Origin of the sequence: Pseudomonas sp. BO3-4 (genome assembly GCF_034044115.1) — a bacterium.
GTDB lineage: Bacteria > Pseudomonadota > Gammaproteobacteria > Pseudomonadales > Pseudomonadaceae > Aquipseudomonas > Aquipseudomonas alloputida.
Window position 1 is genome coordinate 5,996,513 of the sequence record NZ_CP139018.1, and the last position, 25,655, is coordinate 6,022,167.

26 protein-coding genes are annotated in these 25,655 nt (G+C 62.6%); 8 read left to right on the forward strand and 18 right to left on the reverse strand.

Annotated features, from left to right (window positions below):
- Together lgt and REH59_RS27370 are read right to left on the reverse strand one after the other, a co-directional pair.
- Positions 1–807 (reverse strand): prolipoprotein diacylglyceryl transferase, encoded by an 807-nt coding sequence (lgt, locus tag REH59_RS27365; RefSeq protein ID WP_014861380.1) that lies wholly within the window; start codon positions 805–807, stop codon positions 1–3.
- Between the two features lie 16 nt (positions 808–823).
- On the reverse strand, positions 824–1,606 hold the full coding sequence (locus REH59_RS27370; protein ID WP_014861379.1) for a sulfite exporter TauE/SafE family protein: 783 nt from the start codon (positions 1,604–1,606) through the stop codon (positions 824–826).
- A 130-nt stretch (positions 1,607–1,736) separates the two neighbouring features.
- On the opposite strand from REH59_RS27370, the gene REH59_RS27375 reads away from it, so the two are divergent.
- Positions 1,737–2,483, forward strand: coding sequence for an NRDE family protein (locus tag REH59_RS27375; RefSeq protein ID WP_014861378.1), 747 nt, complete (start codon positions 1,737–1,739; stop codon positions 2,481–2,483).
- 133 nt (positions 2,484–2,616) lie between these two features.
- On the opposite strand, the gene ptsP is transcribed toward REH59_RS27375, so the two are convergent.
- Together ptsP and REH59_RS27385 are read right to left on the reverse strand one after the other, a co-directional pair.
- A complete protein-coding gene (ptsP, locus tag REH59_RS27380; RefSeq protein WP_003249020.1) occupies positions 2,617–4,896 on the reverse strand; it encodes a phosphoenolpyruvate--protein phosphotransferase in 2,280 nt (759 codons plus the stop codon).
- Between the two features lie 22 nt (positions 4,897–4,918).
- The gene (locus REH59_RS27385) at positions 4,919–5,398 is read right to left on the reverse strand and encodes an RNA pyrophosphohydrolase (RefSeq protein WP_003249017.1); all 480 of its coding nucleotides are present in this window, start codon (positions 5,396–5,398) and stop codon (positions 4,919–4,921) included.
- A gap of 141 nt (positions 5,399–5,539) precedes the next feature.
- Between REH59_RS27385 and REH59_RS27390 the strand changes: the two genes are divergently transcribed.
- Complete coding sequence (locus REH59_RS27390; RefSeq protein ID WP_128573938.1) at positions 5,540–6,196, forward strand: HAD family hydrolase; 657 nt, start codon at positions 5,540–5,542, stop codon at positions 6,194–6,196.
- 129 nt (positions 6,197–6,325) lie between these two features.
- Here the strand turns inward: REH59_RS27390 and REH59_RS27395 are convergent, their stop codons facing one another.
- Positions 6,326–6,751: a DUF2269 domain-containing protein gene (locus REH59_RS27395; RefSeq protein WP_012054018.1), complete on the reverse strand. Its 426-nt coding sequence runs from the start codon at positions 6,749–6,751 to the stop codon at positions 6,326–6,328.
- 146 nt (positions 6,752–6,897) lie between these two features.
- Entirely contained in the window at positions 6,898–8,412 is a 1,515-nt protein-coding gene (ilvA, locus tag REH59_RS27400) for a threonine ammonia-lyase, biosynthetic (RefSeq protein WP_003249006.1), read from the reverse strand.
- A 133-nt stretch (positions 8,413–8,545) separates the two neighbouring features.
- On the opposite strand from ilvA, the gene rpiA reads away from it, so the two are divergent.
- A complete protein-coding gene (gene rpiA, locus REH59_RS27405) occupies positions 8,546–9,220 on the forward strand; it encodes a ribose-5-phosphate isomerase RpiA (protein WP_003249004.1) in 675 nt (224 codons plus the stop codon).
- Between the two features lie 104 nt (positions 9,221–9,324).
- On the opposite strand, the gene REH59_RS27410 is transcribed toward rpiA, so the two are convergent.
- The 4 genes from REH59_RS27410 to REH59_RS27425 all read right to left on the reverse strand — a co-directional run bounded on the left by REH59_RS27410 (position 9,325) and on the right by REH59_RS27425 (position 13,489).
- On the reverse strand, positions 9,325–10,227 hold the full coding sequence (locus tag REH59_RS27410; protein ID WP_014861376.1) for an SdiA-regulated domain-containing protein: 903 nt from the start codon (positions 10,225–10,227) through the stop codon (positions 9,325–9,327).
- 90 nt (positions 10,228–10,317) lie between these two features.
- Positions 10,318–11,238 (reverse strand): SdiA-regulated domain-containing protein, encoded by a 921-nt coding sequence (locus REH59_RS27415; protein ID WP_014861375.1) that lies wholly within the window; start codon positions 11,236–11,238, stop codon positions 10,318–10,320.
- A gap of 161 nt (positions 11,239–11,399) precedes the next feature.
- Positions 11,400–12,065 (reverse strand): fumarylacetoacetate hydrolase family protein, encoded by a 666-nt coding sequence (locus REH59_RS27420; protein WP_014861374.1) that lies wholly within the window; start codon positions 12,063–12,065, stop codon positions 11,400–11,402.
- Between the two features lie 26 nt (positions 12,066–12,091).
- On the reverse strand, positions 12,092–13,489 hold the full coding sequence (locus REH59_RS27425) for an FAD-binding oxidoreductase (protein ID WP_003248997.1): 1,398 nt from the start codon (positions 13,487–13,489) through the stop codon (positions 12,092–12,094).
- Positions 13,490–13,660: 171 nt separating this feature from the next.
- On the opposite strand from REH59_RS27425, the gene serA reads away from it, so the two are divergent.
- On the forward strand, positions 13,661–14,890 hold the full coding sequence (serA, locus tag REH59_RS27430) for a phosphoglycerate dehydrogenase (protein ID WP_003248995.1): 1,230 nt from the start codon (positions 13,661–13,663) through the stop codon (positions 14,888–14,890).
- A 47-nt stretch (positions 14,891–14,937) separates the two neighbouring features.
- Here serA and REH59_RS27435 read toward each other — a convergent pair whose 3' ends face one another.
- The gene (locus REH59_RS27435; protein ID WP_014861373.1) at positions 14,938–15,414 is read right to left on the reverse strand and encodes a DUF4399 domain-containing protein; all 477 of its coding nucleotides are present in this window, start codon (positions 15,412–15,414) and stop codon (positions 14,938–14,940) included.
- A gap of 223 nt (positions 15,415–15,637) precedes the next feature.
- Here REH59_RS27435 and REH59_RS27440 point away from each other — a divergent pair, with 223 nt between their 5' ends.
- Positions 15,638–16,126: a transporter substrate-binding domain-containing protein gene (locus tag REH59_RS27440; protein WP_014861372.1), complete on the forward strand. Its 489-nt coding sequence runs from the start codon at positions 15,638–15,640 to the stop codon at positions 16,124–16,126.
- A 190-nt stretch (positions 16,127–16,316) separates the two neighbouring features.
- Here the strand turns inward: REH59_RS27440 and REH59_RS27445 are convergent, their stop codons facing one another.
- Together REH59_RS27445 and REH59_RS27450 are read right to left on the reverse strand one after the other, a co-directional pair.
- Positions 16,317–16,820, reverse strand: a complete 504-nt coding sequence (locus tag REH59_RS27445; RefSeq protein WP_128573796.1) for a DUF523 domain-containing protein — start codon at positions 16,818–16,820, stop codon at positions 16,317–16,319.
- A complete protein-coding gene (locus tag REH59_RS27450) occupies positions 16,807–17,439 on the reverse strand; it encodes a 2OG-Fe(II) oxygenase (protein ID WP_014861370.1) in 633 nt (210 codons plus the stop codon). Before REH59_RS27450 ends, REH59_RS27445 begins: the two co-directional genes overlap by 14 nt.
- A 113-nt stretch (positions 17,440–17,552) precedes the next feature.
- On the opposite strand from REH59_RS27450, the gene REH59_RS27455 reads away from it, so the two are divergent.
- Entirely contained in the window at positions 17,553–18,305 is a 753-nt protein-coding gene (locus REH59_RS27455) for a DUF2059 domain-containing protein (protein ID WP_014861369.1), read from the forward strand.
- Here the strand turns inward: REH59_RS27455 and REH59_RS27460 are convergent, their stop codons facing one another.
- Positions 18,306–19,232, reverse strand: a complete 927-nt coding sequence (locus REH59_RS27460; protein ID WP_047603667.1) for an alpha/beta hydrolase — start codon at positions 19,230–19,232, stop codon at positions 18,306–18,308.
- Positions 19,233–19,512: 280 nt separating this feature from the next.
- Here REH59_RS27460 and REH59_RS27465 point away from each other — a divergent pair, with 280 nt between their 5' ends.
- Positions 19,513–20,082: a DUF6436 domain-containing protein gene (locus tag REH59_RS27465; RefSeq protein WP_014861367.1), complete on the forward strand. Its 570-nt coding sequence runs from the start codon at positions 19,513–19,515 to the stop codon at positions 20,080–20,082.
- Here REH59_RS27465 and REH59_RS27470 read toward each other — a convergent pair.
- Positions 20,061–20,627 (reverse strand): sugar O-acetyltransferase, encoded by a 567-nt coding sequence (locus REH59_RS27470; protein ID WP_014861366.1) that lies wholly within the window; start codon positions 20,625–20,627, stop codon positions 20,061–20,063. The genes REH59_RS27465 and REH59_RS27470 overlap by 22 nt on opposite strands.
- A gap of 86 nt (positions 20,628–20,713) precedes the next feature.
- Between REH59_RS27470 and REH59_RS27475 the strand changes: the two genes are divergently transcribed.
- Entirely contained in the window at positions 20,714–23,080 is a 2,367-nt protein-coding gene (locus REH59_RS27475) for a penicillin acylase family protein (RefSeq protein WP_014861365.1), read from the forward strand.
- 120 nt (positions 23,081–23,200) lie between these two features.
- On the opposite strand, the gene REH59_RS27480 is transcribed toward REH59_RS27475, so the two are convergent.
- The 3 genes from REH59_RS27480 to REH59_RS27490 form a co-directional block, all read right to left on the reverse strand.
- On the reverse strand, positions 23,201–23,986 hold the full coding sequence (locus REH59_RS27480) for a MetQ/NlpA family ABC transporter substrate-binding protein (protein ID WP_010955695.1): 786 nt from the start codon (positions 23,984–23,986) through the stop codon (positions 23,201–23,203).
- A gap of 175 nt (positions 23,987–24,161) precedes the next feature.
- On the reverse strand, positions 24,162–24,992 hold the full coding sequence (locus tag REH59_RS27485) for a sigma 54-interacting transcriptional regulator (protein ID WP_004575844.1): 831 nt from the start codon (positions 24,990–24,992) through the stop codon (positions 24,162–24,164).
- 64 nt (positions 24,993–25,056) lie between these two features.
- Entirely contained in the window at positions 25,057–25,638 is a 582-nt protein-coding gene (locus tag REH59_RS27490) for an alpha/beta hydrolase (protein ID WP_014861364.1), read from the reverse strand.
- Between the last annotated feature and the right edge of the window lie 17 nt (positions 25,639–25,655).

Sequence of the window (25,655 nt, forward strand, 5' to 3'; positions counted from 1 at the left end):
TCAGGCGGGTTTCGCCGTGGGCTTGCGATTATAAGCCCACCAGATCAGACCGAGGCCAGCCAGGATCATCGGCACACAGAGAATCTGACCCATGGTCAGCCAGCCCCAGGCGATGTAACCCAGCTGAGCATCCGGCACCCGCACGAATTCGACGATGAAACGGAAGATACCGTAGAACAGCGCGAACATGCCTGACACCGCCATGGTCGGCCGTGGCTTGCGCGAGAACAGCCACAGGATGACGAACAGCGCCACGCCCTCAAGGGCGAACTGGTACAGCTGCGACGGGTGGCGCGGAAACTGGGCCGGGTCGCTGAACGGCGGGAAGATCATCGCCCATGGCACGTCGGTGGGTTTGCCCCACAGTTCGGCGTTGATGAAGTTGCCGATACGCCCGGCACCCAGGCCAATCGGCACCAGCGGGGCGACGAAGTCCATCAGCTCGAAGAACGACTTGTTGTTGCGCTTGCCGAACCACAAGGCCGCCAGCATCACGCCGATGAAGCCGCCGTGGAACGACATACCGCCTTTCCACACCTCGAAGATCAGCGTCGGGTTGGCCAGGTAGGCGTGCAAGTCGTAGAACAGCACATAACCCAGGCGCCCGCCGACAATCACCCCCATCGACAGCCAGAACACCAGGTCGGACAGCTTCTCGCGGCTCCAGGTGGGGTCGAAGCGATTCAGCCGGCGTGAGGCCAGCAACCAGGCACCGCCGATGCCGATCAGGTACATCAGGCCGTACCAATGGATTTTCAGCGGCCCGATGGCCAGGGCCACGGGGTCTATCTGCGGGTAAGGCAGCATGGAACTTCCTCTCGATTCAAATCAAAAAGCTGAGGCCGACACAGAACAGCAGGGCTGCGAACAGGCGTTTCAACAAACGGGGCGACAGCTTGTGCGCCAGGCGCGCGCCGAAGCGGGCGAAAAACATGCTGGTCACGGCAATGCCGACCAGCGCGGGCAGGTACACGTAACCCAGGCTGTGGGGCGGCAGGTGCTCCTCGTGCCAACCCAGCAGCATGAAGCTCAGGGCACTGGCTACAGCAATCGGCAGGCCACAGGCCGATGACGTGGCCACTGCCTGCTGCATGGGCAGGCTACGCCAGGTGAGGAACGGCACCGTCAGCGAACCACCGCCAATGCCGAAAATGGCCGAGGCCCAGCCAATCACGCCGCCTGCACCGATCAGCCCAGGTTTACCGGGAACGCCACGGCTGGCCTTGGGCTTGAGGTCAAGGGCCATCTGCGCGGCGATGACCAGGGCGAACACACCGATGATCTTTTGCAGCAGTGGGCCCTGGATCAGCGAAGCGGTCTTGGCACCGACACCGGCCCCCAGGAGGATGCCGACGGTCATCCAGATGAAGATCGGCCATTGCACCGCGCGCTTGCGGTGGTGCTCCCGCACGGCGTTGATCGAGGTGAAGACGATGGTGGCCAGTGACGTGCCAACGGCCAGGTGGGTCAGCACCGAAGCGTCGAAACCCTGCAGGGTAAAGCTGAACACCAGCACCGGCACGATGATGATGCCGCCGCCCACGCCGAACAGCCCGGCCAGCACACCGGCACAGGCGCCCAACAACAGATAGAGCACGAATTCCATTCGGCATCCCCTAGAAATCAATCCGGCATGGTAACGGAAGCCGGGCTCGGGGCTCTAGTGAACTCTGTGTCAGGATGGATCCGCATCGTTCCTGTGGGTACAGTGACAAAAAAACACAGAGGCCCAACCTATGTGCCTGATCGTATTTGCCTGGCGGCCGGGGCACGCCCTGCCGCTGATCGTGGCGGCCAACCGCGACGAATTCTATGCCCGCCCCACTCAGCCCCTGGCGGCCTGGGAGGATGCACCTGGGGTGCATGCCGGGCGCGACCTGGAGGCAGGCGGTACCTGGCTGGGCGTAGGCCCACAGGGGCGCTTTGCCGCGCTGACCAACATCCGCGACCCGGGCCAAGCGCCGGGGCCTCGCTCGCGGGGTGAGCTGGTGGCGGCGTTTCTGCAGGGCGAGCTAGGGGTCGAAGCTTACCTGGACCAGGTGGCCAGCCGTAGCGGGCAGTACTCGGGGTTCAATTTGCTGGTGGGTGATGGGCAGCGACTGGGTTATCTGCATGCCCGTGAGGCCACGCCGCGCCTGCTGAAGGCTGGGGTTTATGGGCTTTCGAACGCCGGGCTGGATACACCGTGGCCGAAGCTGGTGAAGGCACGTGACGGGCTGGAAAACCTGCTGGACACGCCGGAGCCGCACAGGCTGCTGGCTTTACTCGCGGATAACGAGCCCGCGGCTGATGGCGACCTACCCGAGACAGGCGTGGGGTTGGCAACCGAGAAGTTGCTGTCGAGCGTCTTCATCGCCAGCCAGAATTACGGGACCCGGGCGAGCACAGTGCTCATTGTGGATGATCAGGGGCAAAGACGGCTGGTTGAGCGCAGTTTCGGGCCTTTTGGCGGGCATTTGGGGGAAATTGAGTTGTTGGCCTGAACATTTGATGTTGTCTGTTCGGGCCTCTTCGCGGGTAAACCCGCTCCTACCACGTACACACATCTGGGGATGGACCCAGGCCGTTGTAGGAGCGGGTTCACCCGCGAAGAGGCCGGGACAGGCCACATCACCCTCACAAGGTTTTATTAGCCCCAGGCCCAATCATCCGCGCCAACCCAAGGTTCTTCAGGGCCAGCTGCAGCGAGCTGTGGATAACCTGCGGGTTGTCATGGCTCAAGGCCTCGGCCAGCAGTTCCTTGGCCTTGCCCATATTGATCTGGCGCAGCATCCACTTGACCTTCGGCAGGTTGGTGGCGTTCATCGACAGGCTGTCGAAACCCATGGCCATCAACAGGACCGCTGCCGCCGGGTCACCGGCCATCTCGCCGCAGATGCTCACCGGCTTGCCTTCGCCATGGGCGTCGCGCACCACCGTGTTCAGCGCCTGCAGTACCGCCGGGTGCAGGTAATCGTACAGGTCGGCGACCCGCGGGTTGTTGCGGTCCACCGCCAACAGGTACTGGGTCAGGTCGTTGGAGCCTACCGACAGGAAGTCCACCTGCCGCGCCAGCTCCTTGGTCTGGTACACCGCCGCCGGAATTTCCACCATCACACCCACGGGCGGCATCGGTACATCGGTACCTTCGTCACGCACTTCACCCCAGGCACGGTGGATCAGGTGCAGCGCCTCTTCCAGCTCGTGAATGCCGGAAATCATCGGCAGCAGGATGCGCAGGTTGTTCAGGCCCTCGCTGGCCTTGAGCATGGCGCGGGTCTGTACCAGGAAGATTTCCGGGTGGTCGAGGGTGACGCGAATGCCGCGCCAGCCGAGGAACGGGTTTTCTTCCTTGATGGGGAAGTACGACAGAGCCTTGTCGCCACCGATGTCGAGGGTACGCATGGTCACCGGCAGCGGGTGGAAGGCCGCCAGCTGCTCACGGTAGATGGCCAGCTGCTCTTTCTCACTGGGGAAGCGCTGGTTGATCATGAACGGCACTTCGGTGCGGTACAGGCCTACCCCTTCGGCACCGCGCTGCTGGGCACGGGCCACGTCAGCGAGCAGGCCAGTGTTGACCCACAGGGGCATGCGGTGGCCGTCGGGGGTGACGCACGGAAGTTCGCGCAGTGCATCCAGCCCTTGGGCCAGCTGGCGTTCCTCCTCGACCACTTCGCTGTACTGCTTGCGCAGCACTTCGCTGGGGTTGGTGAACACCTCGCCCTTGTAGCCGTCGACGATCAGTTCAATACCGTCGACTTTGGAGTATGGCAGGTCGACCAGGCCCATCACCGTGGGGATGCCCATGGCCCGCGCGAGGATGGCGACGTGGGAGTTGCCCGAGCCGAGTACCGAGACCAGGCCGACCAGCTTGCCTTCCGGCACTTCACCGAGCATGGCCGGTGTCAGTTCCTCACTGACCAGGATGGTGTTGTCGGCATACACCAACGACTGCGAGCGCGCTTCCTGCAGGTAGGCCAAAAGGCGGCGCCCCAGGTCCTTGACGTCGGAGGCACGCTCACGCAGGTAGTCGTCGTCCATCAGCTCGAAGCGGTTGACGTGCTCACCAACCACCTGGCGCAGGGCGCCCTGGGCCCACTGGCCGGTCTTGATGACCTCGGTCACCTCACCGCCCAGGGCTGCGTCTTCCAGCATCATCAGATAGACGTCGAACAGCGCACGCTCTTCCGGGCGCAGCTGGGTGGCCAGTTTGGCCGACAGCTTGCGCATGTCGTCGCGCACACCTTCCAGGGCGTTCTGGAACAGCTTGAGTTCGGCGTCGATGTCATCGACGGTCTTGTCCGGGACCACTTCCAGGTCGGCCGGCGGCAACATCACCACCGCACGCCCCACCGCGGCACCAGGCGAACCCGGCACACCCACGAAGCGCGCTTCCTGAATACCTTTGCCCTGACGGCCCAGGCCACGGATCGAGCCGGTAGCCTCGGCGTGGGCGATAACCCCGGCAAGCTGGGCGCTCATGGTGACCAGGAAGGCTTCCTCGCCCTCATCGAACTGACGGCGCTCCTTTTGCTGGATGACCAGTACCCCGACCACACGGCGGTGGTGGATGATCGGCGCACCCAGGAAGGAGGCGAATTTCTCTTCGCCGGTTTCGGCAAAGTAGCGGTAACGCGGGTGGTCGGCGGCGTTTTCCAGGTTCAGCGGCTCTTCCCGGGTACCGACCAGGCCAACCAGGCCTTCGTTGGGGGCCATGCTGACCTTGCCGATGGAGCGCTTGTTCAGGCCTTCGGTCGCCATCAGCACGAAGCGGTTGGTTTCCGGGTCGAGCAGGTAGACCGAGCAGACCTGGCTGCCCATGGCTTCCTTGACGCGCAAGACAATGATCCCCAACGCCGACTTGAGATCTTTGGCGGAGTTTACTTCCTGGACGATCTTGCGCAGCGTATTGAGCATGGCTCGGGGTCGAACTCCGTCGTCAGTCGCGCGTCAACAGACGCGGTGCTAGCTCTTTCAGGGCGCGCCGGTACACCTCGCGCTTGAATGTCACAACCTGGCCCAGCGGATACCAATAGCTCACCCAGCGCCAGCCGTCGAATTCCGGCTTGCCGGTCAGGTCCATCCGCACCCGTTGTTCGTTGCTCACCAGGCGCAGCAGGAACCACTTCTGCTTCTGGCCGATGCACAGCGGCTGGCTGTGGGTACGTACCAATCGCTGGGGTAAACGATAACGCAACCAGCCACGGGTGCAGGCAAGAATTTCTACATCGTCGCGTTCAAGGCCAACTTCTTCGTTCAGCTCGCGGTACAGGGCGTCTTCCGGCGTCTCGTCAGGGTTGATACCACCCTGGGGGAATTGCCAGGCATCCTGGTTGATCCGTCGAGCCCATAGCACCTGCCCGGCATCATTCGTGAGAATGATCCCGACATTGGGGCGAAAACCATCCGGGTCGATCACGGCAGCAACCTCGCAAACGCATGTCAACGCATTGTTCCACAAAGCTTGCGAGCGCAGCAACGCGCCCGCCAAGCTTATGTGCAGCTGCGTGAAAACTCCGTATTCTGCGGGCCTACCCTGTGGCTGATGCGAGTGACCGCGATGCGCCTGGCTTTATTCGACCTGGACAATACCCTCCTCGGTGGCGACAGCGACCATGCCTGGGGTGACTATCTTTGCGAGCGCGGCATTCTCGACCCGGTCGCCTACAAGCAACGCAACGACAGCTTCTACCAGGATTACCTCAATGGCACCCTGGACCTGCAGGCCTACCTGGCCTTTTCAATGGAAATCCTGGCGGCAACACCCATGCCCCAGCTCGACGAATGGCACCGCGACTTCATGCGCGACTGCATCGAGCCCCTCGTCCTGCCCAAGGCCCTGACCCTGCTGCAGCAGCACCGCGAGGCGGGCGACCAGCTGGTGATCATCACCGCTACCAACCGCTTCGTCACCGCACCGATCGCCCGGCGCCTGGGGGTGCGGGTGTTGCTGGCAACCGAATGCGAGGTGCGCGACGGCCGCTACACCGGGCGTAGTACCGATATACCGTGTTTCCGTGAAGGCAAAGTGACGCGGCTGGAACGCTGGATGCTGGAGAACGGCTTTGATCTTGAGGACAGCTACTTCTATAGCGACTCGATGAATGACCTGCCGTTGTTGCAGCGGGTGACGCATGCAGTGGCAGTGGACCCGGCCCCGGACCTGCGGGCCGAGGCGGATAAGCGTGGGTGGCCGGTGATCTCGCTGCGGGATTGAGGTTTTCCGTGCCGGTCTTTTCGCGGGCACGCCCGCTCCCACAGGAATCACCACAGGCCTTGAGGGCTGCGCTGTACCTGTAGGAGCGGGTTCACCCGCGAATAGGCCGGCACAATCAGCACAAGGCTGTCAGACCGGCTTGGCCCCCATCAGCCCGGCAATGGACAGGAAGCAAACCCCACTGAATACCGCCAGCGCCAGGGTAAACCGCAACCCTACCACCTCGGCCTTGCGCAGCCGGTTCAGCCGCACCAGCAGCCACCACACGGCAAACGCGCCAAATGTATAGATGACACTGGATGCCAACACCCAGGTCTGCCCCAGTGGCCAGCCCACCAGGTGTACCAGCCACCAGCCGGTGAACGGCATGCTCACCAGGCACAGGCCCATCACCAGCCAGACGAACACCAATGGCCGGCGCAGCAGCTTGGCGTAGGCCTCGGCATCGCCCTGGCGGCGGGCGCGCCAGGTCCAGATCGCCAGGCCCAGGGCGCCCAGAAGCAGCAGCGCGGTGGCGATGATGTGCAGGGTCTTGAGCGTGGTCAGGTGTTCCATGTCTCGGTCGTCCTTAAACGGGCATTTTGCGGTCGCTTCTTCGCGGGCTTACCCGCTCCTGCCAAGGTATCTCAGGCCTTGAGGCCTGCGCGTACCTGTGGGAGCGGGCAAGCCCGCGAACGGGCCATCAGCCCTAGCTTAGCCGCTCAGCCCAGGAACAGTTTGTAGGCCGGGTTTTCGGTCTCGTCCCAGTACGGGTAACCGATCTTGGCCAGCGCTGCCGGCACCAGGTGACGTTCGTCCTCCGGCACCTGCAGACCCGCCACCACGCGCCCATCAGCCGCGCCATGGTTGCGGTAGTGGAACATCGAGATGTTCCAGCGCCCGCCCAGCTTGTTGAGGAAGTTGAACAGCGCCCCCGGCCGCTCGGGGAATTCGAAGCGCAGCACCATTTCGTCGCTGGCACCGGCCGAGTGGCCGCCGACCATATGACGAATATGCAGCTTGGCCAGTTCGTTGTCGGTCAGATCGGTAACCGGGAAGCCCTGCTCGGTCAGTTGCTGCACCAGCGCTGCGCGGGGGTCGTTTTCCGGGTGGGTCTGCACCCCAACGAAGATATGCGCTTCGTCAGAGGTGTGCTTGCGGTAGTTGAACTCGGTGATCTGACGCTTGCCGATAGCCTCGCAGAAGGCCTTGAAGCTACCCGGGCGCTCAGGGATGGTCACGGCGATGATCGCCTCGCGCTTCTCACCCAGCTCGGCACGCTCGGCCACATGGCGCAGGCGATCGAAATTGACGTTGGCACCGGAGTCGATGGCCACCAGGGTCTGGCCGCTGACGCCGTATAGCTCGACGTACTTCTTGATGCCCGCCACACCCAGCGCGCCAGCAGGCTCGGTGATCGAGCGGGTATCGTCGTAGATATCCTTGATTGCTGCACAGATCTCATCGGTACTGACAGTGACGACTTCGTCCACATGGTGGCGGCAGATATCGAACGTGTGCTGGCCAATCTGCGCCACCGCCACGCCATCGGCGAACAGCCCGACCTGCGGCAGCACCACGCGCTCACCGGCAGCCATGGCCGCCTGCAGGCAATTGGAATCGTCCGGCTCGACACCGATTACCTTGATTTCCGGGCGCAGGTACTTCACGTAGGCAGCAATGCCAGCGATCAGGCCGCCACCGCCCACCGGCACGAAGATCGCATCCAGCTGGCCAGGGTGTTGGCGCAGGATTTCCATGGCGACGGTGCCCTGCCCGGCGATGGTGTGCGGATCGTCGTAAGGGTGAACGTAGACGAAGCCCTTTTCATCGACCAGTTTCAGCGAGTAGGCCAGCGCTTCAGGGAACGAATCGCCATGCAGCACCACCTTGCCACCGCGCGAGCGCACGCCTTCGACCTTGATCTCCGGAGTAGTCTTGGGCATCACGATGGTGGCCTTGATGCCCATTTCGCGCGCGGCCAGGGCCAGGCCTTGGGCGTGGTTGCCGGCCGAGGCGGTGACCACGCCACGGGCCAGTTCTTCCGGGCTCAGCTGGGCCAGCTTGTTATACGCGCCGCGGATCTTGAACGAGAACACTGGCTGCAGGTCTTCGCGCTTGAGCAAAATCTGGTTGCCCAGGCGCTTGCTCAGCTGCCCGGCGCTCTGCAACGGGGTTTCGACGGCAACGTCATAGACGCGCGAGGTGAGGATCTTCTTGACGTACTGTTCGAGCATCGGGAAAGCATCACTGGGCCGCGGGACGAGGGCTGGGAGTCTACCCTAGCGCTACGTCGGGCGACCACAGCAAAGCCGTGCGAGCCGTTATACTAGGCAACTTTGAAACCGCCCTGCCCCTTCCGGAGCCCGCATGACCCAGGACCAACTCAAACAGGCCGTCGCCCAGGCCGCTGTCGACTTCATTCTGCCCAAGCTGGATGAAAAGAGCGTCGTAGGCGTCGGTACCGGTTCGACCGCCAACTTCTTCATCGATGCCCTGGCTCAGCACAAGACCGCGTTCGACGGTGCAGTCGCCAGCTCCGAAGCCACTGCCCAGCGCCTGAAGGGCCATGGCATCCCGGTCTACGAACTGAACAGCGTCAGCGAGCTTGAGTTTTACGTGGACGGTGCTGACGAGAGCGACGCACACCTGCACCTGATCAAGGGCGGCGGCGCAGCCCTGACCCGCGAAAAGATCGTCGCGGCCGTGGCCAAGACCTTCATCTGCATCGCCGACGGCAGCAAGCTGGTGCCGGTACTGGGGGCCTTCCCGCTGCCGGTCGAAGTGATCCCCATGGCCCGCAGCCACGTGGCACGTCAGCTGGTGAAGCTGGGTGGTGACCCGGTGTACCGTGAAGGCGTGGTCACCGACAACGGCAACGTGATCCTGGATGTGTACAACCTGCAGATCACCAACCCGGTGGAGCTGGAAGCGCAGATCAACGCCATCGTCGGCGTGGTGACCAACGGCCTGTTCGCGGCGCGGCCGGCGGATCTGCTGTTATTGGGCACTGCTGAGGGCGTTAAGAGCCTCAAAGCCGAGTAACAATCTTCGCGGGTAAACCCGCTCCTACAAGGTACCCCACCGGCCTGGAACCGTGGCGATCCCTGTAGGAGCGGGTTTACCCGCGAACAGGCCCTGACAGGCGATCAATCAGTCGGCTGCTTGAACACATAGAACAGGTTGGGCTCACTGACCAGGTAAATGGTCCCCGCGTCATCCATCGCAATGCCCTCCGCCTGCGGCACCGTCGCCTGCAACCCCTGGAAGCCCTTGCGCAACGACAAGGTACTCAGCGGCTGGCCCTGTACATCCAGCTCCAGCACCAACCGCGACTCGTCCGACAATGCCAGCAAATGCCCGCTGCGTTCATCGAACTGCAAACTCGACAAATCCCGTACAAACAACCGTGAATCGCGCTTGCGGTCCTGCACCACATGCACGGCGTAGGGCTTTTCCGGATTGTCATGCGGGAAGCCATGCACCTCATAGATCAGCATCGGGTCACGCTCTTTCGCCACGAACAGGCGCTTGCCCGCCGAATCGTAGGCCAGGCCCTCGAAGCCTTTGTTGCCATTGAGACCAATACCCAATGTCAGCTGTTCGGCATCAGCGGCATCGAGAAACATCGTGTCGTCTTCCAGCCGTACGCGAATCAGCCGTTGCTGACGCTCGTCGGTGATCACATAGCTGTTAGGCCCAACGTACTCCACAGCCTCCGGGTCGCCGAAGCCAGTCAGCGGCACACGCCGCAGGATACGGCCATCCAGCGACAGCTCGATCAGCTCCGAACGGGCGTTGGTGACCGTGAAGAGGGTTTTGCGGTCGGGGTCGTAGGTCAGCGCCGAAATGTCATCATCCAGCCCTTCGATCGGTTGCGCCTCCAGCACCACCCGGTAGCGATCCAGGCCAATGCTGCGCTCCGCAGGCTGCCACCAGGTCTTCAGATTGAACCAGCCACGCTCGAACAGGCGAAACTCCTGCCCTGCCCAGCCAAGCAGGAGCAGACCAAGGGCAGCCAGAACAAGAAACAGGCGAACAAAACGACGCATAGGGACAGACTCGACACAGGGGTGGCGAATCTAATCATGAATGGCTGAAGCAAAGCTTAATGCAAGCGTCAGGCAATTCTGATGATGTTGTCAGTTCTTTTTGAATCGATAGAAAAGCGCCGGCTCGCTGACCATGTACAAGGTGCCCTTGTCGTCCATGGCCACCCCTTCAGCCCGCGGAATGGTGCCTTCAAGCCCGTTGAAGCCGCCCAGCAGCGTCATGAAGCTGACTTGCTGGCCCTGCTCGTCCAGCTCCAGCAGCATGTTGGAGTCGGCAGAAAGCACCAGCAGGTGGCCAGTACGCGGGTCGACACCCAGCGCAGACAGGTTGCGCAAGTCGAGCTCATCGCTAGGCAACGGCTGCTTCTCACCCTTGAGCGGGCTGCGGCCATCGGTGTTCCAGGTGTACAGCTTGGGCGGGCGCTCCTCACCAATGATCAGGCGCTGGCGCAGCGGGTCCCAGGCGATGGCCTCGAAGCCCTTGTTGCTCTTGGCCGAAGGGCCCAGGTCATGGCTCGGGAAGTCATCGTGATTCAGCGCGGTGGTCTGCGCGTTCACCTTGACCACGGTCAGGTCATGCAGGCGCTCGTCGGTGATGGCCAGGTTGCCGTCTTCCAGCACCGCGATGCCTTCGGGGTTGTTCCAGCCGTTGAGCGGGATCTTGCGCAGTACATCGCCCTCCAGGCTCAGCTCGACCAGGATCGGGTTCTTGCCCATGACCGCAAACAGGGTGCGGGTTTGCGGGTTGAAGGCAACGTCCGAGGCTTCGTCATCCTCCATGCCTGGCAACGGCTTGGCGTCGATGTCCACCTGGTAATCCGGCAGCCACACGCTTTCGCTGCGCTCGGCGGTGCTTTCGAAGCCTTCTTTTACCCACAGTGCACCGCGGTCATCCCAGTGCATGGCCACGGCCACGCCATAGCCGATCACCGCCGCCACGGCCAGGCCGAAGGGCCAGCGCAGGTAGAAGCGACGCTTGGGAGTTGCCGGGGCGCTGGAGGAGGATGGCATGCGGTGATCCTGGGGAAATGGGCGTAGGTGCGCGCATTATCCGGATTGGGTGTGAAAAATCGGTAAACAGTGCCGGCCCATTCGCGGGCATGCCCGCTCCCAAGGTGCTGCAATCCCTGTAGGAGCGGGTTTACCCGCGAAAAAGGCGACGCGGTTTCGAGTTAAAGCACCCGGCTTTCGAAGCGGCTCACACCCGGCAGTTCCAGCACCAGCTCGTCACCGACATTGAACGGCCCAACACCCGCCGGGGTACCGGTGAGGATTACATCCCCCGCTTGTAGCGAGAAATGCGCTGCCATGTACTGGATCATCGGCACGATCGGGTTCAGCATCATCGCGCTGCTACCCTCCTGGCGCACTTCGCCGTTCACGGTCAGGCGCACCGGGATGTCTGCCACGTCCTCAAAGCTGGCGGCCGAGACGAACGGTGGCAGCACGCAAGCGCCGTCAAAGCACTTGGCCAGCTCCCAAGGCAGGCCCTTTTCCTTCAGTTTGGCCTGCACGTCGCGCAGGGTCAGGTCCAGCGCCGGTGCGTAACCGGAAATGGCGTCCAGCACCTCTTCCTCGCTCGGGTGGGTCGACAGCGGCTTGCCCAGCAGCACGGCAATTTCAACTTCATAGTGCACCGACCCACGCTCGGCCGGGATCTTGAAGCCACCTTCGGCCGGCACCACGCAGCTGCCTGGCTTGATGAACAGCAGCGGCTCGGTGGGGATCGGGTTGTCCAGTTCCTTGGCGTGCTCGGCATAGTTACGGCCGATGCACACCACCTTGCCCAGCGGGAAGTGAATGCGCGTGCCGTCTACGTACTGGTGCTGGTAACTCATGGCCGACTCCTTCTGGATACTGCTTTTTATTCAGGTGCGAAGATCTTACCCGGATTCATGATGCCGTTAGGGTCGAACACGGCCTTTATTGCCTTCATGCAGGCGATTTCTTCGGGGGAGCGGCTGTAGCCCAGGTAGTCACGCTTGGTCATGCCCACGCCATGCTCGGCAGAAATCGACCCGTTGTAACGCTCGACGATCTCGAACACCCACTTGTTGACCTTGGCACACGAAGCGAAGAAGTCGTCCTTGCTCATATGCTCAGGCTTGAGGATGTTCAGGTGCAGGTTGCCGTCACCAATATGGCCGTACCACACCACTTCATAGTCCGGGTAATGCGCTGAGACAATGGCATCGATATCGCGCAGGAACGCAGGCACTTTCGAGACGGTGACGGAAATATCGTTCTTGTACGGTGTCCAGTGCGAGATGGTTTCAGACAGGTACTCGCGCAGCTTCCACAGGTTTCTCAGCTGGCTTTCGCTCTGGCTCATCACCCCATCCAGCACCCAACCCTGCTCGACGCAGTGCTCGAAGGTAGCCAATGCTTCATTGGCAACCTCTTCAGTGCTGGCCTCGAACTCCAGCAGCGCATAGAACGGGCAATCCGTCGCGAAGGGCGCAGGCACATCGCCGCGGGCGAGGATCTTGGCCAACCCCTTGTCGGAGAAGAACTCGAAAGCGGTCAGGTCCAGCTTGCCCTGGAAGGCGTGCAGCACCGGCATGATAGCGTCGAAGTCCGGTGTGCCCAGCACCATGGCGGTGAGGTTGCGCGGTGCGCGGTCCAGGCGCATGGTGGCCTCGACCACGAAGCCCAGCGTACCCTCGGCACCAATGAACAGCTGGCGCAGGTCGTAGCCGGTGGCGTTCTTGATCAGGTCTTTGTTCAGCTCCAGCAACTCGCCCTTGCCGGTGACCACTTTCAGCCCGGCCACCCAGTTGCGGGTCATACCGTAACGAATCACCTTGATCCCGCCGGCATTGGTGCCGATATTGCCGCCAATCTGGCTGGAACCGCTGGAAGCGAAGTCCACCGGGTAATAGAGACCTTGCTCTTCGGCGTAGGTTTGCAACTGGCGGGTGACGACCCCTGGCTGGCAAACCACAGTACGGTCGAAAGCATTGAAGCCAAGGATCTGGTTCATGTAGTCGAAGGCGACGACAACCTCGCCATTGGCCGCCACGGCGCCGGCAGAAAGCCCGGTGCGCCCGCCAGAGGGCACCAGCGCCACCTTGTGCGCATTGGCCCAGTGCACAATGGCTTGCACCTGTTCTATCGTTTTGGGAAAGACGATGGCGCTGGGCGCTGGCGGGTAATGCTTGGTCCAGTCCTTGCCATACGCTTCGAGGGAAACCGGGTCAGTCAGGACCTTGCCAGGGTCGACAAGGGTCATCAGTTCTTCAATAACAGCGGGGTGGGTCATCGCTGGAACTCTCGACTTATTCATGGTCACCCTGAGCACTCTTCACCTGTCGGGATAAGCTCAGATTGTGTCGCGTATGCTAGCATAGCCCTCCCGCTGTTCATGCTAAGGCTGCCCTCGCGCCTGGCATCACCCCTCGCCAATTTATCTCCGGGATACAGGTTTACGCAGATGAGCAAGACTTCTCTCGACAAGAGCAAGATCCGGTTCCTTCTTCTTGAAGGTGTGCACCAGAACGCGGTCGATACTCTCAAGGCCGCCGGCTACACCAACATCGAATACCTCACTGGTTCGTTGCCGGAAGCCGAGCTGAAGGAAAAGATCGCCGATGCCCACTTCATCGGCATCCGTTCGCGTACCCAGCTCACTGAAGAGATCTTCGACTGCGCCAAGAAACTGGTCGCTGTTGGCTGCTTCTGCATCGGTACCAACCAGGTTGACCTGGAAGCTGCCCGCGCGCGCGGTATCGCCGTGTTCAACGCACCGTACTCCAACACCCGTTCGGTGGCCGAGCTGGTGCTGGCCGAAGCCATCCTGCTGCTGCGCGGCATCCCTGAGAAGAACGCCTCCTGCCACCGTGGTGGCTGGATCAAGAGCGCGGCCAACTCGTTCGAAATCCGCGGCAAGAAACTGGGCATCGTCGGCTACGGCTCGATTGGTACCCAGCTTTCGGTACTGGCTGAGAACATGGGCATGCAGGTGTACTTCTTCGACCCGCTGACCAAGCTGCCACTGGGCAACGCCGTGCAGGTCACCAGCCTGAACGAGCTGCTGGGCCTGGCTGACATCGTCTCGCTGCACGTGCCTGAGCTGCCCTCCACCCAGTGGATGATCGGCGAGAAGGAAATCCGCTCGATGAAGAAGGGCGCGATCCTGATCAACGCCGCCCGTGGCACCGTGGTCGAACTGGACCACCTGGCCGCTGCCATCAAGGACAAGCACCTGATCGGCGCCGCCATCGACGTGTTCCCGGTCGAGCCACGCTCCAACGACGAAGAGTTCGAAAGCCCGCTGCGCGGCCTCGACAACGTGATCCTGACGCCGCACATCGGTGGTTCCACCGCCGAAGCCCAGGCCAACATCGGCCTGGAAGTGGCCGAGAAACTGGTCAAGTACAGCGACAACGGTACTTCGGTGTCCTCGGTCAACTTCCCAGAAGTGGCCCTGCCGGCTCACCCAGGCAAACACCGTCTGCTGCACATCCACGAAAACATCCCGGGCGTGCTCAGCGAGATCAACAAGGTCTTCGCCGAGAACGGTATCAACATCTCCGGTCAGTTCCTGCAGACCAACGAGAAAGTCGGTTACGTGGTAATCGACGTTGACGCCGAGTACTCGGACCTGGCGCAGGAAAAACTGCAACAGGTCAAAGGCACCATCCGTTCGCGCGTCCTGTTCTAAGGTCGCTGGCGGTATGAAAAAGGGAGGCCCTGGTGGCCTCCCTTTTTTTATTTCACTTCAACCGTGATCTTCTTCGACTCGACGCTAGGCTTGAACGGCACATGATACTGGTCACCCAGAATCAGTTGCAGGGTGTGCTTGCCCGGGGTCAGGGTAATGCTGGTTTCGGTCTGTGCCTTGCCAAAGTGCAGCACTTGCGGGCCCTTCGGCAGTGCGACGCCGGCCTCTGGCATCAGGCTGGTTGGCAGCGGCATGTCAGCCACCGGCTCTTTGTCGACATCCACCAGCAGATGGTGGTGCCCGGTGTGCGGGGTTTGGTCTCCCGCAGGCTTGAGGCCCATACCCTCGATACCGAACTTGACGGTGAAGGTCTTGTCGACCGTTGCACCATCGGCGGGGGAAACGATGAAGACCTTCGCCTCCTTGGGCGGCTCCTGGCTCTTCAGGGCGTCAGTGGCACTGGCGAACACCGACGCTCCCATCAGCAGACCGGCAACGGCAGCACGCGAAAATAGGCTGTTCATTCACTTCTCCTGTGATTCACTTATTGACCGCAGCCTGTCATCCAAACGCGGCGGTAGTTCACCTTAGTTGAAATATCCGCCAAGGTGTTCACATTGCCTGGCAGAAATATTTCAGTCAGGGTTAAACAATGCCGAGGCTTGAAGGTCATAGGCTGCGCTCGATCACGGCGAGGAAGAAAGCCGTGACGATCGATTTCAAACTGCTAAATGAAAAGGGGCATACATGCGTTCGACCATAGGGGTACTGCTGGCAGTACTGATCAGTCCATTGGCTCAGGCAGAGCTGATCGACGAAATCGCCGACCGGGGCGAACTGCGCATTGCCGTACAGGCCGAGAACTCGCCATACGCCTTCAAACAAGACGACCACCTGACAGGTTTCGACATCGAATTTGGCCAGGCCCTGGCCAAGGAACTGGACTTGCGCGCCGAGTTCGTCGAAGCCCCGTCTGCCGAAGTGCTGGCGGGTGTCGAGAGTGGCAAGTACGACATCGCATTCACCCCATCGAGTGAATCGCTCACAGACGACGGCCCGCTCGATGTGAGCCTGCCGATTGGTGATAAGAAGCTGGTAATCCCGTTCCAGAAGGACAACCCGGCTTTTGAAAGTGCCGTAAACAATGCGTTGCAGCGTTTGAAAGAGAGTGGCCGGACTGCCGAGCTTGAGCAGAAGTGGTTCAAGGGTGTGCAGGAGACTGCAGCCGGGCAGTGAGGTCTTCTTTGCAACCTGTAGCCGCGAATACGTTCGCGGCGGCAATGGTGAACGGCGGGTGGAGATTGGCCAGCAGGGCCGGCCTCTTCGCGGGTGAACCCGCTCCTACACGACGGCCTGTGTCCAACCCCCGATGGGTGTCCACCACCGTGGTAGGACCGGGTTCACCCGCGAAAGGGCCGGCACAGGTTCAAGCAGTTCTATCAGCCAAAGCCCGCTGCGCCTGGTCCAGCTCCAGCTCGCTGAACACCTGCACGCCCGCCCGCCGCAGCAGCGCCGTGGTTACCCCTTCCCCCGCCACTTTCACACCCCTGAAGGTGCCATCATAGGTCAACCGGTTGCCACACGAAGGGCTGCCAGACTTCAGCACCGCTACGCGAATGCCATGCCGCCGTACCAGCTCCAGCGCCAACTGCGCACCCGCCAGAAACGCGGCACTGACATCTTCACCCGTCACCGTCAGCACCTGCGTGTCGCCATCGAGCACTGCGCTGCCCTGCCCTCCCGGGATCTCTGCTGGCGGCCGCGGTGTCGGCAAGCCACCGGCTACCTCCGGGCACAAAGGCACCACGCGCCCTTCGGCCTGCCACTGCTGCAACAAATCGGGATGACCGCTTGCCCGGCCGTCATAGCGTACTGGCTGCCCCAACAGGCAGGCGCTCACCAGCACCTTGGGCCTCTCAGAACGGGTCATTGCCACGCCGCCTGAACCAGCCGGTCAACGACAACCGCTCACGCCCGGCCGGCAGGACTTCGTGAGGCACTTCGCCCGACAGGAATACCACCAGGCAACCGGCCACTGGCTCGACATCGTGCTCGACACCGTCGGCCAGGAACATACGCAACTGGCCACCGTCATGCGATTGCCAGCCTTCATTGAGGTAAAGCACCGCTGAGACCATGCGACGGTCATCGTCGCGGAAGCGGTCCAGGTGCCGGCGATAGAACGCCCCCGGTGGGTACAGGGCAAAGTGGCACTCAAAGTCTTCCAGGCCCAGGAAAAGGCCTTGGTTGATTGCCAGGCGCAGCTGATCCATCGCCGCCAGGTACTGGTCGCAGGCCTCGGCCTGCCCTGGGTCGATCCACTGAATCTGGTCACCGCGAATGGCTTCGCGCACCTCCTGGGTAGCACCCCGCCCAACCCCTGCGGGGTTCAGTTCGCCTTCGGCATCACGCCGCCGGCACTCGGCCGCCAGCGCGCGCACCAGGTCGGCAGGCAGAAAGTGCGCCTGCTGGGACCAGCCATGGGTGGCCAGATCGTCGACGACGGCCGCAAGCATCGGGTGTTCAGGGGATATGTGCATGGCGCGCATCATATCCATTCGCCCTGTCGCCGCACAGCGCCACTTGGCCGAGAAACACGCGGGTATCTCGACAAACCGGCGCCGGGCCAAGGACAATAGCCACCTGCCGACAGGAGTCCTGAATGCGCCGTCTGTTTTCCCTGATTCTGCTGATGATCTGCACCATGCCTGTCTGGGCAGACAACCTGGATCAACTGTACAAGGCCGCCGGCTGGCCCGACCAGCGCGCCCACTTCAACGATGCCCTGACCGCTGCCCAGGAGCGCTACCGCAACAGTTTGCCACCCGCCGTCTACCAGGCGCTGGTCAACAACAGCAACCAGCGCTTCCAGGCCCAGGCGGTGGACCGTCGCGCCCAGACAAAGCTGCGCGCCACCCTGGCCAACCCGGCACCGGCCCTGGCCTTCTTCCAGTCACCGCTAGGGCGCAAAGTGGTGGCGGCCGAGCTCAAGGCCACCCGCAAGGACGAACTGGCCAAGAACGCCAAAGGCCTGCCCAAGATCCAGGCCAGCGACGATCGCCTGCTGGTCATCGGCCACCTGGCCCAAGCCCTGCCTGCGCGTGAAGCCGGCGCCGAAGTGAGCCTTGCCATCGCCGGTGTAGCCGCCGACAGCCTCAGCTCGATGATCCCCGGCCTGTTCGGCGGCGGCCAGGCCCAGAGCCTGCTGGATGGCCAGCGCCAGCGGTTGATGGGGCAGATTGGCGAAGACCTGAACAACACCCTGCTGTACGTCTACCGCGACCTGTCCGATGCCGAGCTGGAAGCGTTCGCCACCTTTGCCGAGTCGCCCGAGGGCAAGGCTTACTACCAGGCGGCCCTGGCCGCTGTACGCGCCGGCCTGGCGGTTGGCCAAAGCACCAACGACCTGAAGTGATCAGCCCAGGCGCTGGTCGATGAAGTCGAAGTAGCGCTGGCGGATACCCGGCAACTCGTTGGCCAGGTGGTGACGGGCCTCGGGCAGCATCAGGATCTGCGGCTCGGCAAACTTGGCCTTGAGCACTTCGAGGTTGTAGGGCCAGTCCACCGTGCCATCCGCCTCCCCCTGCACGATCAATGGCCGACGCGCACTGCGCGGCGCGGCCTCGATGCGTTTGACCCAGGCGATCAGTGCGCCCACCCAAGCCGTTGGCAGGCGACGCGGTTGCAGCGGGTCGGCCTCCAGGAACGGCAGGAAGGCCGGGTCGTTGGTGTTCTCACTGAAGCGCCGTTCGATGCCATTGACGAAGTGGCGCAGCACGCAATAACTGAACTTCGACCAGCGCCAGGAACTTGGCCGCACCAGCGGGGCCAGCAGGATGACCTGGCCATCGACGGGGCTGCGTGCGCCCTGGTGCAGCAGATGGTCCACGGCAATCGCCCCCCCCGTGCTCTGCCCACAAAGGTGCCACGGGTGCGGCAGTTGCAGCGTGTGCGCCTGTTCGAACAAGGCCTCCAGCACCTGCTGGTACACCGCAAAATCATTGATGCTGGCCCGCTCACCGCTGGACAGGCCGTGGCCGGGCAGGTCACAGCTGATCACGGCGAAACCCTGCTTGAGTGCCCACTCGATCACATGTCGGTAGAGGCCCATGTGGTCGTAATAGCCGTGCAGCAGGAACAGCGTCGCGCTTGGCTGCTCGGGCAGCCATGCCTGCCCGACCAGGTCGAACCCCGCTGCCTGAAAGCTGCCCAGCCAGCTGTGTGCCGGCAGGTTCAGGCCATAGAAGCGCTGGTAGTCCTGCGCTTGTGCCGACAGTGGCTGGCGAGTGGTGAACGGCGCCAGGCTGGTGCGCAGGCGGTCGGGGTGAAAGGCAGGGGGCATCGGGTACATCCACATTGATGCAAGTATTGATCTGGAATCTTCAGCTCTGGCCGGCGCCATGGCAAGCTTGCTCACCTCGAACAACCAGCACCGAACTAATTGTGGGAGCGGCCTTGTGTCGCGAGCGGGCCGCAAAGCGGCCCCAGCGATCTGTGCATGATGCCGAGATCCTGGGGCCGCTGCGCGGCCCTTTCGCGACGCAAGGCCGCTCCCACAGGGATCGCGCCAGCTTTTAGAAATTGAGCAAGACAGTTGCTCCCACAAGGGCCACCGACTCTTCATGAATAGCCGAATCATCAAACCGCTGTGCACGGTCATCGCCTTGTTGGTCGGCGCCGTAATTCTCTGGCAGGCCTACAGCGCCTTTCAGGCTCGCTACCTGCGTCCGTTCGACAACCAGGCCACGCTGTTCGACGGCAGCCAGTTACAGTTACCTGCCGAGCTGGCCGGTGCTGGCCCGATCCGCGTCGTGCATTTCTGGGACCCGGCCTGCCCATGCAACGTTGGCAACCGACAGCACCTGGGCGACCTTATCAGCCAGTTCGCTGGCCACGACGTTACCTTCCATGTGCTGCAAAAGCCCGGCAGCCACGGCCAGCTACCGGCCAATATCGGTGGCTTGCACCCCATCACCCACCTGCCCGGCAGCGAGCACCTGCCTGCGTCCCCGGCCGTGGCCATCTGGGACCGGCAAGGCCGCCTGGCTTATTTTGGCCCCTACAGCGAAGGCGCCGTGTGCAACGCCAGCAACAGCTTCATCGAGCCAATCCTCAAGGCTTTGCTCGACGGCCGCCAGGTCAACGCCTCCAATACCCTGGCGGTAGGCTGCTACTGCCCTTGGTCGGGCTGACGGCCCCTCGCCGGGTTACCCACCACCGTCGCGCCCGCGGGCACATCCCGGGTCACCACACTGCCGGCGCCGACGATGGCGTTATCACCGATGGTCACCCCCGGCAGGATGATCGCCGCACCGCCGATCCACACGTTGTCGCCGATGGTCACCGGCCGCCCACTCTCCAGCCCGCTGCGCCGCACTTCAGGATCGAGCGGATGGTCGGCGGTATAGATCTGCACGTTGGGGCCGATCTGGCAGTCCTCGCCGATACGCACCGGTACCACGTCGAGGATCACGCAGTTGAAGTTCATGAACGTATTACGGCCAACGCTGATGTTGTAGCCGTAGTCGCAATAGAACGGCGGGCGAATCACCGCGCCTTCGCCAACCTGGCCAAAGTGCTCCACAAGCAGCCCGTGGCGTGCGTCGTTGAGCAGTTCGACACTGTTGTTGTAGCGGTGCATCCAGTGCTTGTTGGCGATCTGCTCGGCCTGCAGTTCAGGGCAGCCAGCATGGTAGAGCTGGCCGGTGAGCATTTTGTGTTTTTCGCTGAGGGACATGGAAACTCCTTCCTGGGGCTATGCTCTGTTCGCGAATCCGCCGATGATCGGACCACATTTTTCGTTTGAATGCACAAGGAGTCTGAATGAAGCGCAGCCTGACCCTGCTGGCGGTGGTAGTCACCGTTTCCGCTGGCGCCGCCGGTTACTGGTACGTGCAGGGGAAGCTGCCGCAGCGCGAGGGCGAGGTCGCCATTACCGGCCTGCAAGCGCCGGTCAGCGTGCGCTACGACGCCCGCGGCGTGCCACACCTGCAGGCACAGAGCGAGCCGGACCTTTACCGTGCACTGGGCTACGTGCATGCCCAGGACCGGCTGTTCCAGATGGAGATTTTGCGCCGCCTGGCCCGTGGCGAACTGGCTGAGGTGCTCGGCGACAAGCTGCTGCCCACCGATACCCTGTTCCGCAGCCTGCGCATACGCGAGCAGGCCGCGCTGATGGCCAAGCGGCAGGATCCGCAGGCGCCGGCATGGCAGGCCCTGCAAGCCTACCTCGAGGGGGTCAACAGTTGGCAGGCCAGCCACCCCAAGCCCACGGAATTCGACCTGCTCGGCATCACCCCGCGCCCGTTCACCGCCGAGGACACGCTGAGCATCGCCGGCTACCTGGCCTACAGTTTTGCCGCCGCGTTCCGCACCGAGCCAGCGCTGACCTACATCCGCGACCAGCTGGGGCCTGACTACCTGAAAATATTCGACCTTGGCTGGCAACCCGAGGGCGCACTGGGCACGCCACTGGCCGCTGCCGACTGGCAAAGCCTGGAAGCACTTGCGCGCTTAAGCAATGAGGCACTGGGCGACGCCGGCATCCCGCAGTTCGAAGGCAGCAACGCCTGGGCGGTCGCGGGTAGCCGCACCCGCAGTGGCAAGCCGTTGCTGGCTGGCGACCCGCACATCAGCTTCGCCGTACCTGCGGTGTGGTACGAGGCCGAGCTGTCAGCGCCCGGCTTCAACCTCTACGGCTATTTTCAGGCACTTAACCCGTTCGCTCTGCTCGGCCACAACCGTGATTTTGGCTGGAGCCTGACCATGTTCCAGAACGATGACGTCGACCTGATCGCCGAAAAGACCAACCCTGCCAACGCCGATCAGGTGATGGTCGATGGCCAGTGGCGCACACTGGAAAAGACCGAGCAGACGATTGCCGTCAAAGGCGAGCAGCCTGTCACCATCAGCCTGCGCCGCTCGCCCCATGGCCCGATCGTCAACGACGTACTGGGCAGCACCACTGGCCCCACGCCAATCGCCATGTGGTGGGCATTCCTGGAAACCGAAAACCCGATCCTCGACGGCTTCTACCAGCTCAACCGCGCCGACACCCTGGGCAAGATGCGCGAGGCCGCCGCCAAGGTTCACGCGCCGGGGCTCAACCTTGTCTGGGCCAATGCCCGTGGCGACATCGGCTGGTGGGCGGCGGCAAAGCTGCCAATCCGCCCCGACGGGGTCGACCCGGCGTTCATCCTCGACGGCACCCGCGCACAGGCCGACAAGCTCGGTTTCTACCCCTTCAGCGTCAACCCACAACAGGAAAACCCGGCCCGCGGCTATATCGTCTCGGCCAACTACCAGCCACCGGCGGCGGTGCCGATACCGGGCTACTACAACCTGCCCGACCGTGGCCGCCAGCTCGATCGCCACCTGGCCAACCCAGAGGTGAAATGGGACACCCAAAACAGCCAGGCACTGCAGTTGGACACCGCCAGTGACTATGGCCCGCGCACGCTTGCCCCGCTTCTGGCAACCCTGCGGGCGGTGGCAGAAGGTGATGAAGAGCAAGAGCTGGTCGAGCAACTGGCGGCTTGGGCTGGGGACTACCCGCTCGACTCGACCAGCGCCACGCTGTTCAACCAATTCCTTTATGAACTGGCATTCGCGGCCCTGCATGACGAGCTGGGCGATACCTGGTTCCCGGTGCTGATCAGCACCCGCGCCATCGACGCCGCCCTGCCACGCCTGGCAGCGCAAGCCGATTCACCCTGGTGGAACACCCGTGGTGGCAGCCAGCGAACGGACCGTACCACCGTCGTGCGCACAGCGTGGCAAAGCAGCTTGAAGCACCTGCGCGACACCCTGGGCAGTGATCCGGCCAGCTGGCAATGGGGCAAGGCCCATACCCTGACCCACAACCATCCGCTTGGGGTGAAAAAGCCGCTGAACCTGCTGTTCAACGTTGGACCGTTTGCCGCACCGGGTACTCATGAAGTACCGAACAACCTTTCGGCGAAGATCGGCCCGGCGCCATGGCCGGTGACGTACGGGCCGTCGACGCGGCGGCTGATCGACTTTGCCGATGCCGGGCAGGCGCTGACCAGCAACCCGGTTGGGCAGAGTGGCGTGCCGTTTGACCGCCATTACGCGGACCAAGCCGAGGGGTATGTGCAGGGGCAGTATCAGCGGGCGCAGATGGGGGTGATTCCGGCGCAAAGTACCTTACGGCTGGTACCCCCGAAGTAAGAGGCTGCTTTGCAGCCGCCTCGCAGCAAAAGGGCTTCTACGGTGCTGTGCGGGCAGGGCTGAAGAAAAACGCCGACACAAGGTGTCGGCGTAGGCACATATCAGGCGTTGCTAGCGAAATCAGAACGCCGGCAGTACGGCACCTTGGTACTTCTTGGCAATGAATGCCTTGACTTCAGGGCTGGTCAGGGCCTTGGCCAGTTTCTGGATGGCCTCACTGTCCTTGTTGTCCGGGCGAGCCACCAGGAAGTTCACGTAAGGCGAGTCGGCACCTTCGATCACCAGTGCATCTTTAGCCGGGTTCAGGCCAGCTTCCAGGGCGTAGTTGGTGTTGATCATGTCCAGGTCGACCTGGTCCAGCACGCGGGGCAGCATCGCCGACTCAAGCTCGCGGAACTTCAGCTTCTTCGGGTTCTCGGCGATGTCCTTGGGGGTGGCCAGGGCATTCTTTGGGTCTTTCAAGGTAATCAGGCCGGCCTTCTGCAGCAGCAGCAGCGCACGGCCGCTGTTGCTGCCCTCGTTAGGGATGGCAACGGTTGCGCCTTCTTTCAGCTCGCTCAGGGCCTTGACCTTCTTCGAGTAGCCACCGAAGGGCTCTACGTGTACACCCACCACGGTTTCCAGGTGGGTGCCCTTGCCTTCGTTGAAGTTTTGCAGGTACGGCAGGGTCTGGAAGTAGTTGGCGTCCAGACGCTTCTGGTCCACCTGCACGTTCGGCTGTACGTAATCGGTGAAGACCTTGATCTGAAGGTCCACGCCTTCTTTTGCCAGGGTCGGCTTGATCAGTTCGAGAATTTCGGCGTGCGGTACCGGGGTAGCGGCAACCACCAGTTTCTCGGCAGCAGCGGCCAGGCCGGAGAACGACAGGGCAGCAGCCAGGGCAGTGGTCAGCAGGGTCTTCTTCATGGTGGTCCTTGTTCTGAATCTGGGCCATCGACGATGGCAAATCGGGTGCCCAACCGGTTCACCAGTGGGCTTGAGGCGGACGATACCCAAATTTTTTATTCCGCAACAATATCTTTTACTTAGCTGCTTATTCCAAAAACACAATACCATCAGCCTCTTTACCCATGAGCGATGTCTAACGCGCGGGGTCAGGCAGTTCGAGATCCTCCGGCAGGATCTCTTCGCCGTCATTGACCAGCAAGGCAAAGTGGATGACGTTCTCCAGTTCGCGGGTATTGCCCGGCCAGAAATGCGCCTCCAGCACCCGCTGCGCCGCCTCGCTCACCAAGGGCACAGGCCGTTGCAGGCGCACGCTGTAGATGCCCACGAAGTACTCGGCCAGCGGCAGGATATCGCCCGGCCGCTCGCGCAGCGGCGGCAGTTCCAGCGCGCCCTCGCGCAGATACTGGTACAGGCGCTCGTTGAAGCGCCCTGCACGTACTACACGGGCCAGGTCGATGCTGGTGGCGGCTACCAGGCGCACATCCACCGGCTGTGGCTGCTGCGCGCCCACCCGAGTGACCTCGCGGTTTTCCAGGGCCGCCAGCAGCTTGCCCTGGATGGCCAACGGCAAGTCGGCAATCTCATCCAGGTACAAGGTGCCGCCGCTGGCCGAACCGAACCAGCCGGCGCGGCTGCTGGCCGTACCGCCATGGGTGCCCGCGCTATAGCCAAACAGCTCGGCATCGGCGTAGGTGGGGCTGATGGCCGCGCAGTTGACCGACACGAACAGCCCTCCACGGTCGCTGGTACGGTGGATCTGCCGAGCCAGCAGCTCCTTGCCGGTGCCGGTCTCGCCTCGGATCAGCACCGGCAAAGGTTGTGGCGCCAGGCGCTCAAGGTCCTCGCGCAGCTGCTGCGAGCGCGGGTCGATGAACACCAGCGCCTTGGCACGAATGCTCAGCGGGCTCTTGTCCAGCTCGGGGAAGGTCAGCAGCGGCTGGCCGAACGGGTTTTGAAACGTCATGACGAACTCCCGCCCCAGGCCCGTAATGGCCAGGCGTCAGGCAAAGGGTGAACAGTAAGGGCGATCAGGCGCGGCGCAGTGCACGCTGCTCGATCCGGCTCTGCAAGCGATACAGGTAGGCGAAGCCTTGTTCCCAGCGCTCATGACCGGACTTGACGTTGATGTGCCCGGCATTGCTCAGCAAACCCGCTTCGGCGCCCCATGCCTGGGCCAGGTACAGCGCCCGTGGCACGTTCACGGCCGGATCGTTGTCCGAGCTGACAACCTGGCTAGGGAACGGCAGCACCTCGGTAGGGATCGGCGCAAAGTTGCGCAGCACGGGTGCGCATGTGGACCGTTCGACATCTGCCGGCGCCACCAGCAGTGCACCACGCACCTGCCGCAGCAAGGCTGGGCTTGCCTGCGCTGCCCAATGGGCGACAGTGATGCAACCAAGGCTGTGGGCAATCAGGATCACCGGCGAGCGCTCGGCGGCAATCGCCTGCTCCAGCGCGTGCACCCAGTCCTGCCGCTGCGGGGTGAGCCAGTCTTGCTGTTCAACCCGTGCACTGTTGGGCAGGGTGCGCTGCCAGTGACTCTGCCAATGGTTGTCTGGCGATCCTTGCCAACCCGGCACAATCAGGTAGCGAATCGACTCATTGCGCATGGGGACGCCTCCAGTAA

Bases quoted from the DNA above. Each gene is read 5' to 3' on its own strand.
- lgt (WP_014861380.1), bottom strand. From the start codon at position 807: ATGCTGCCTTACCCGCAGATAGACCCCGTGGCCCTGGCCATCGGGCCG.
- REH59_RS27370 (WP_014861379.1), bottom strand. From the start codon at position 1,606: ATGGAATTCGTGCTCTATCTGTTGTTGGGCGCCTGTGCCGGTGTGCTG.
- REH59_RS27375 (WP_014861378.1), top strand. From the start codon at position 1,737: ATGTGCCTGATCGTATTTGCCTGGCGGCCGGGGCACGCCCTGCCGCTG.
- ptsP (WP_003249020.1), bottom strand. From the start codon at position 4,896: ATGCTCAATACGCTGCGCAAGATCGTCCAGGAAGTAAACTCCGCCAAA.
- REH59_RS27390 (WP_128573938.1), top strand. From the start codon at position 5,540: ATGCGCCTGGCTTTATTCGACCTGGACAATACCCTCCTCGGTGGCGAC.
- REH59_RS27395 (WP_012054018.1), bottom strand. From the start codon at position 6,751: ATGGAACACCTGACCACGCTCAAGACCCTGCACATCATCGCCACCGCG.
- ilvA (WP_003249006.1), bottom strand. From the start codon at position 8,412: ATGCTCGAACAGTACGTCAAGAAGATCCTCACCTCGCGCGTCTATGAC.
- rpiA (WP_003249004.1), top strand. From the start codon at position 8,546: ATGACCCAGGACCAACTCAAACAGGCCGTCGCCCAGGCCGCTGTCGAC.
- REH59_RS27410 (WP_014861376.1), bottom strand. From the start codon at position 10,227: ATGCGTCGTTTTGTTCGCCTGTTTCTTGTTCTGGCTGCCCTTGGTCTG.
- REH59_RS27415 (WP_014861375.1), bottom strand. From the start codon at position 11,238: ATGCCATCCTCCTCCAGCGCCCCGGCAACTCCCAAGCGTCGCTTCTAC.
- REH59_RS27420 (WP_014861374.1), bottom strand. From the start codon at position 12,065: ATGAGTTACCAGCACCAGTACGTAGACGGCACGCGCATTCACTTCCCG.
- REH59_RS27425 (WP_003248997.1), bottom strand. From the start codon at position 13,489: ATGACCCACCCCGCTGTTATTGAAGAACTGATGACCCTTGTCGACCCT.
- serA (WP_003248995.1), top strand. From the start codon at position 13,661: ATGAGCAAGACTTCTCTCGACAAGAGCAAGATCCGGTTCCTTCTTCTT.
- REH59_RS27435 (WP_014861373.1), bottom strand. From the start codon at position 15,414: ATGAACAGCCTATTTTCGCGTGCTGCCGTTGCCGGTCTGCTGATGGGA.
- REH59_RS27440 (WP_014861372.1), top strand. From the start codon at position 15,638: ATGCGTTCGACCATAGGGGTACTGCTGGCAGTACTGATCAGTCCATTG.
- REH59_RS27445 (WP_128573796.1), bottom strand. From the start codon at position 16,820: ATGACCCGTTCTGAGAGGCCCAAGGTGCTGGTGAGCGCCTGCCTGTTG.
- REH59_RS27450 (WP_014861370.1), bottom strand. From the start codon at position 17,439: ATGCGCGCCATGCACATATCCCCTGAACACCCGATGCTTGCGGCCGTC.
- REH59_RS27455 (WP_014861369.1), top strand. From the start codon at position 17,553: ATGCGCCGTCTGTTTTCCCTGATTCTGCTGATGATCTGCACCATGCCT.
- REH59_RS27460 (WP_047603667.1), bottom strand. From the start codon at position 19,232: ATGCCCCCTGCCTTTCACCCCGACCGCCTGCGCACCAGCCTGGCGCCG.
- REH59_RS27465 (WP_014861367.1), top strand. From the start codon at position 19,513: ATGAATAGCCGAATCATCAAACCGCTGTGCACGGTCATCGCCTTGTTG.
- REH59_RS27470 (WP_014861366.1), bottom strand. From the start codon at position 20,627: ATGTCCCTCAGCGAAAAACACAAAATGCTCACCGGCCAGCTCTACCAT.
- REH59_RS27475 (WP_014861365.1), top strand. From the start codon at position 20,714: ATGAAGCGCAGCCTGACCCTGCTGGCGGTGGTAGTCACCGTTTCCGCT.
- REH59_RS27480 (WP_010955695.1), bottom strand. From the start codon at position 23,986: ATGAAGAAGACCCTGCTGACCACTGCCCTGGCTGCTGCCCTGTCGTTC.
- REH59_RS27485 (WP_004575844.1), bottom strand. From the start codon at position 24,992: ATGACGTTTCAAAACCCGTTCGGCCAGCCGCTGCTGACCTTCCCCGAG.
- REH59_RS27490 (WP_014861364.1), bottom strand. From the start codon at position 25,638: ATGCGCAATGAGTCGATTCGCTACCTGATTGTGCCGGGTTGGCAAGGA.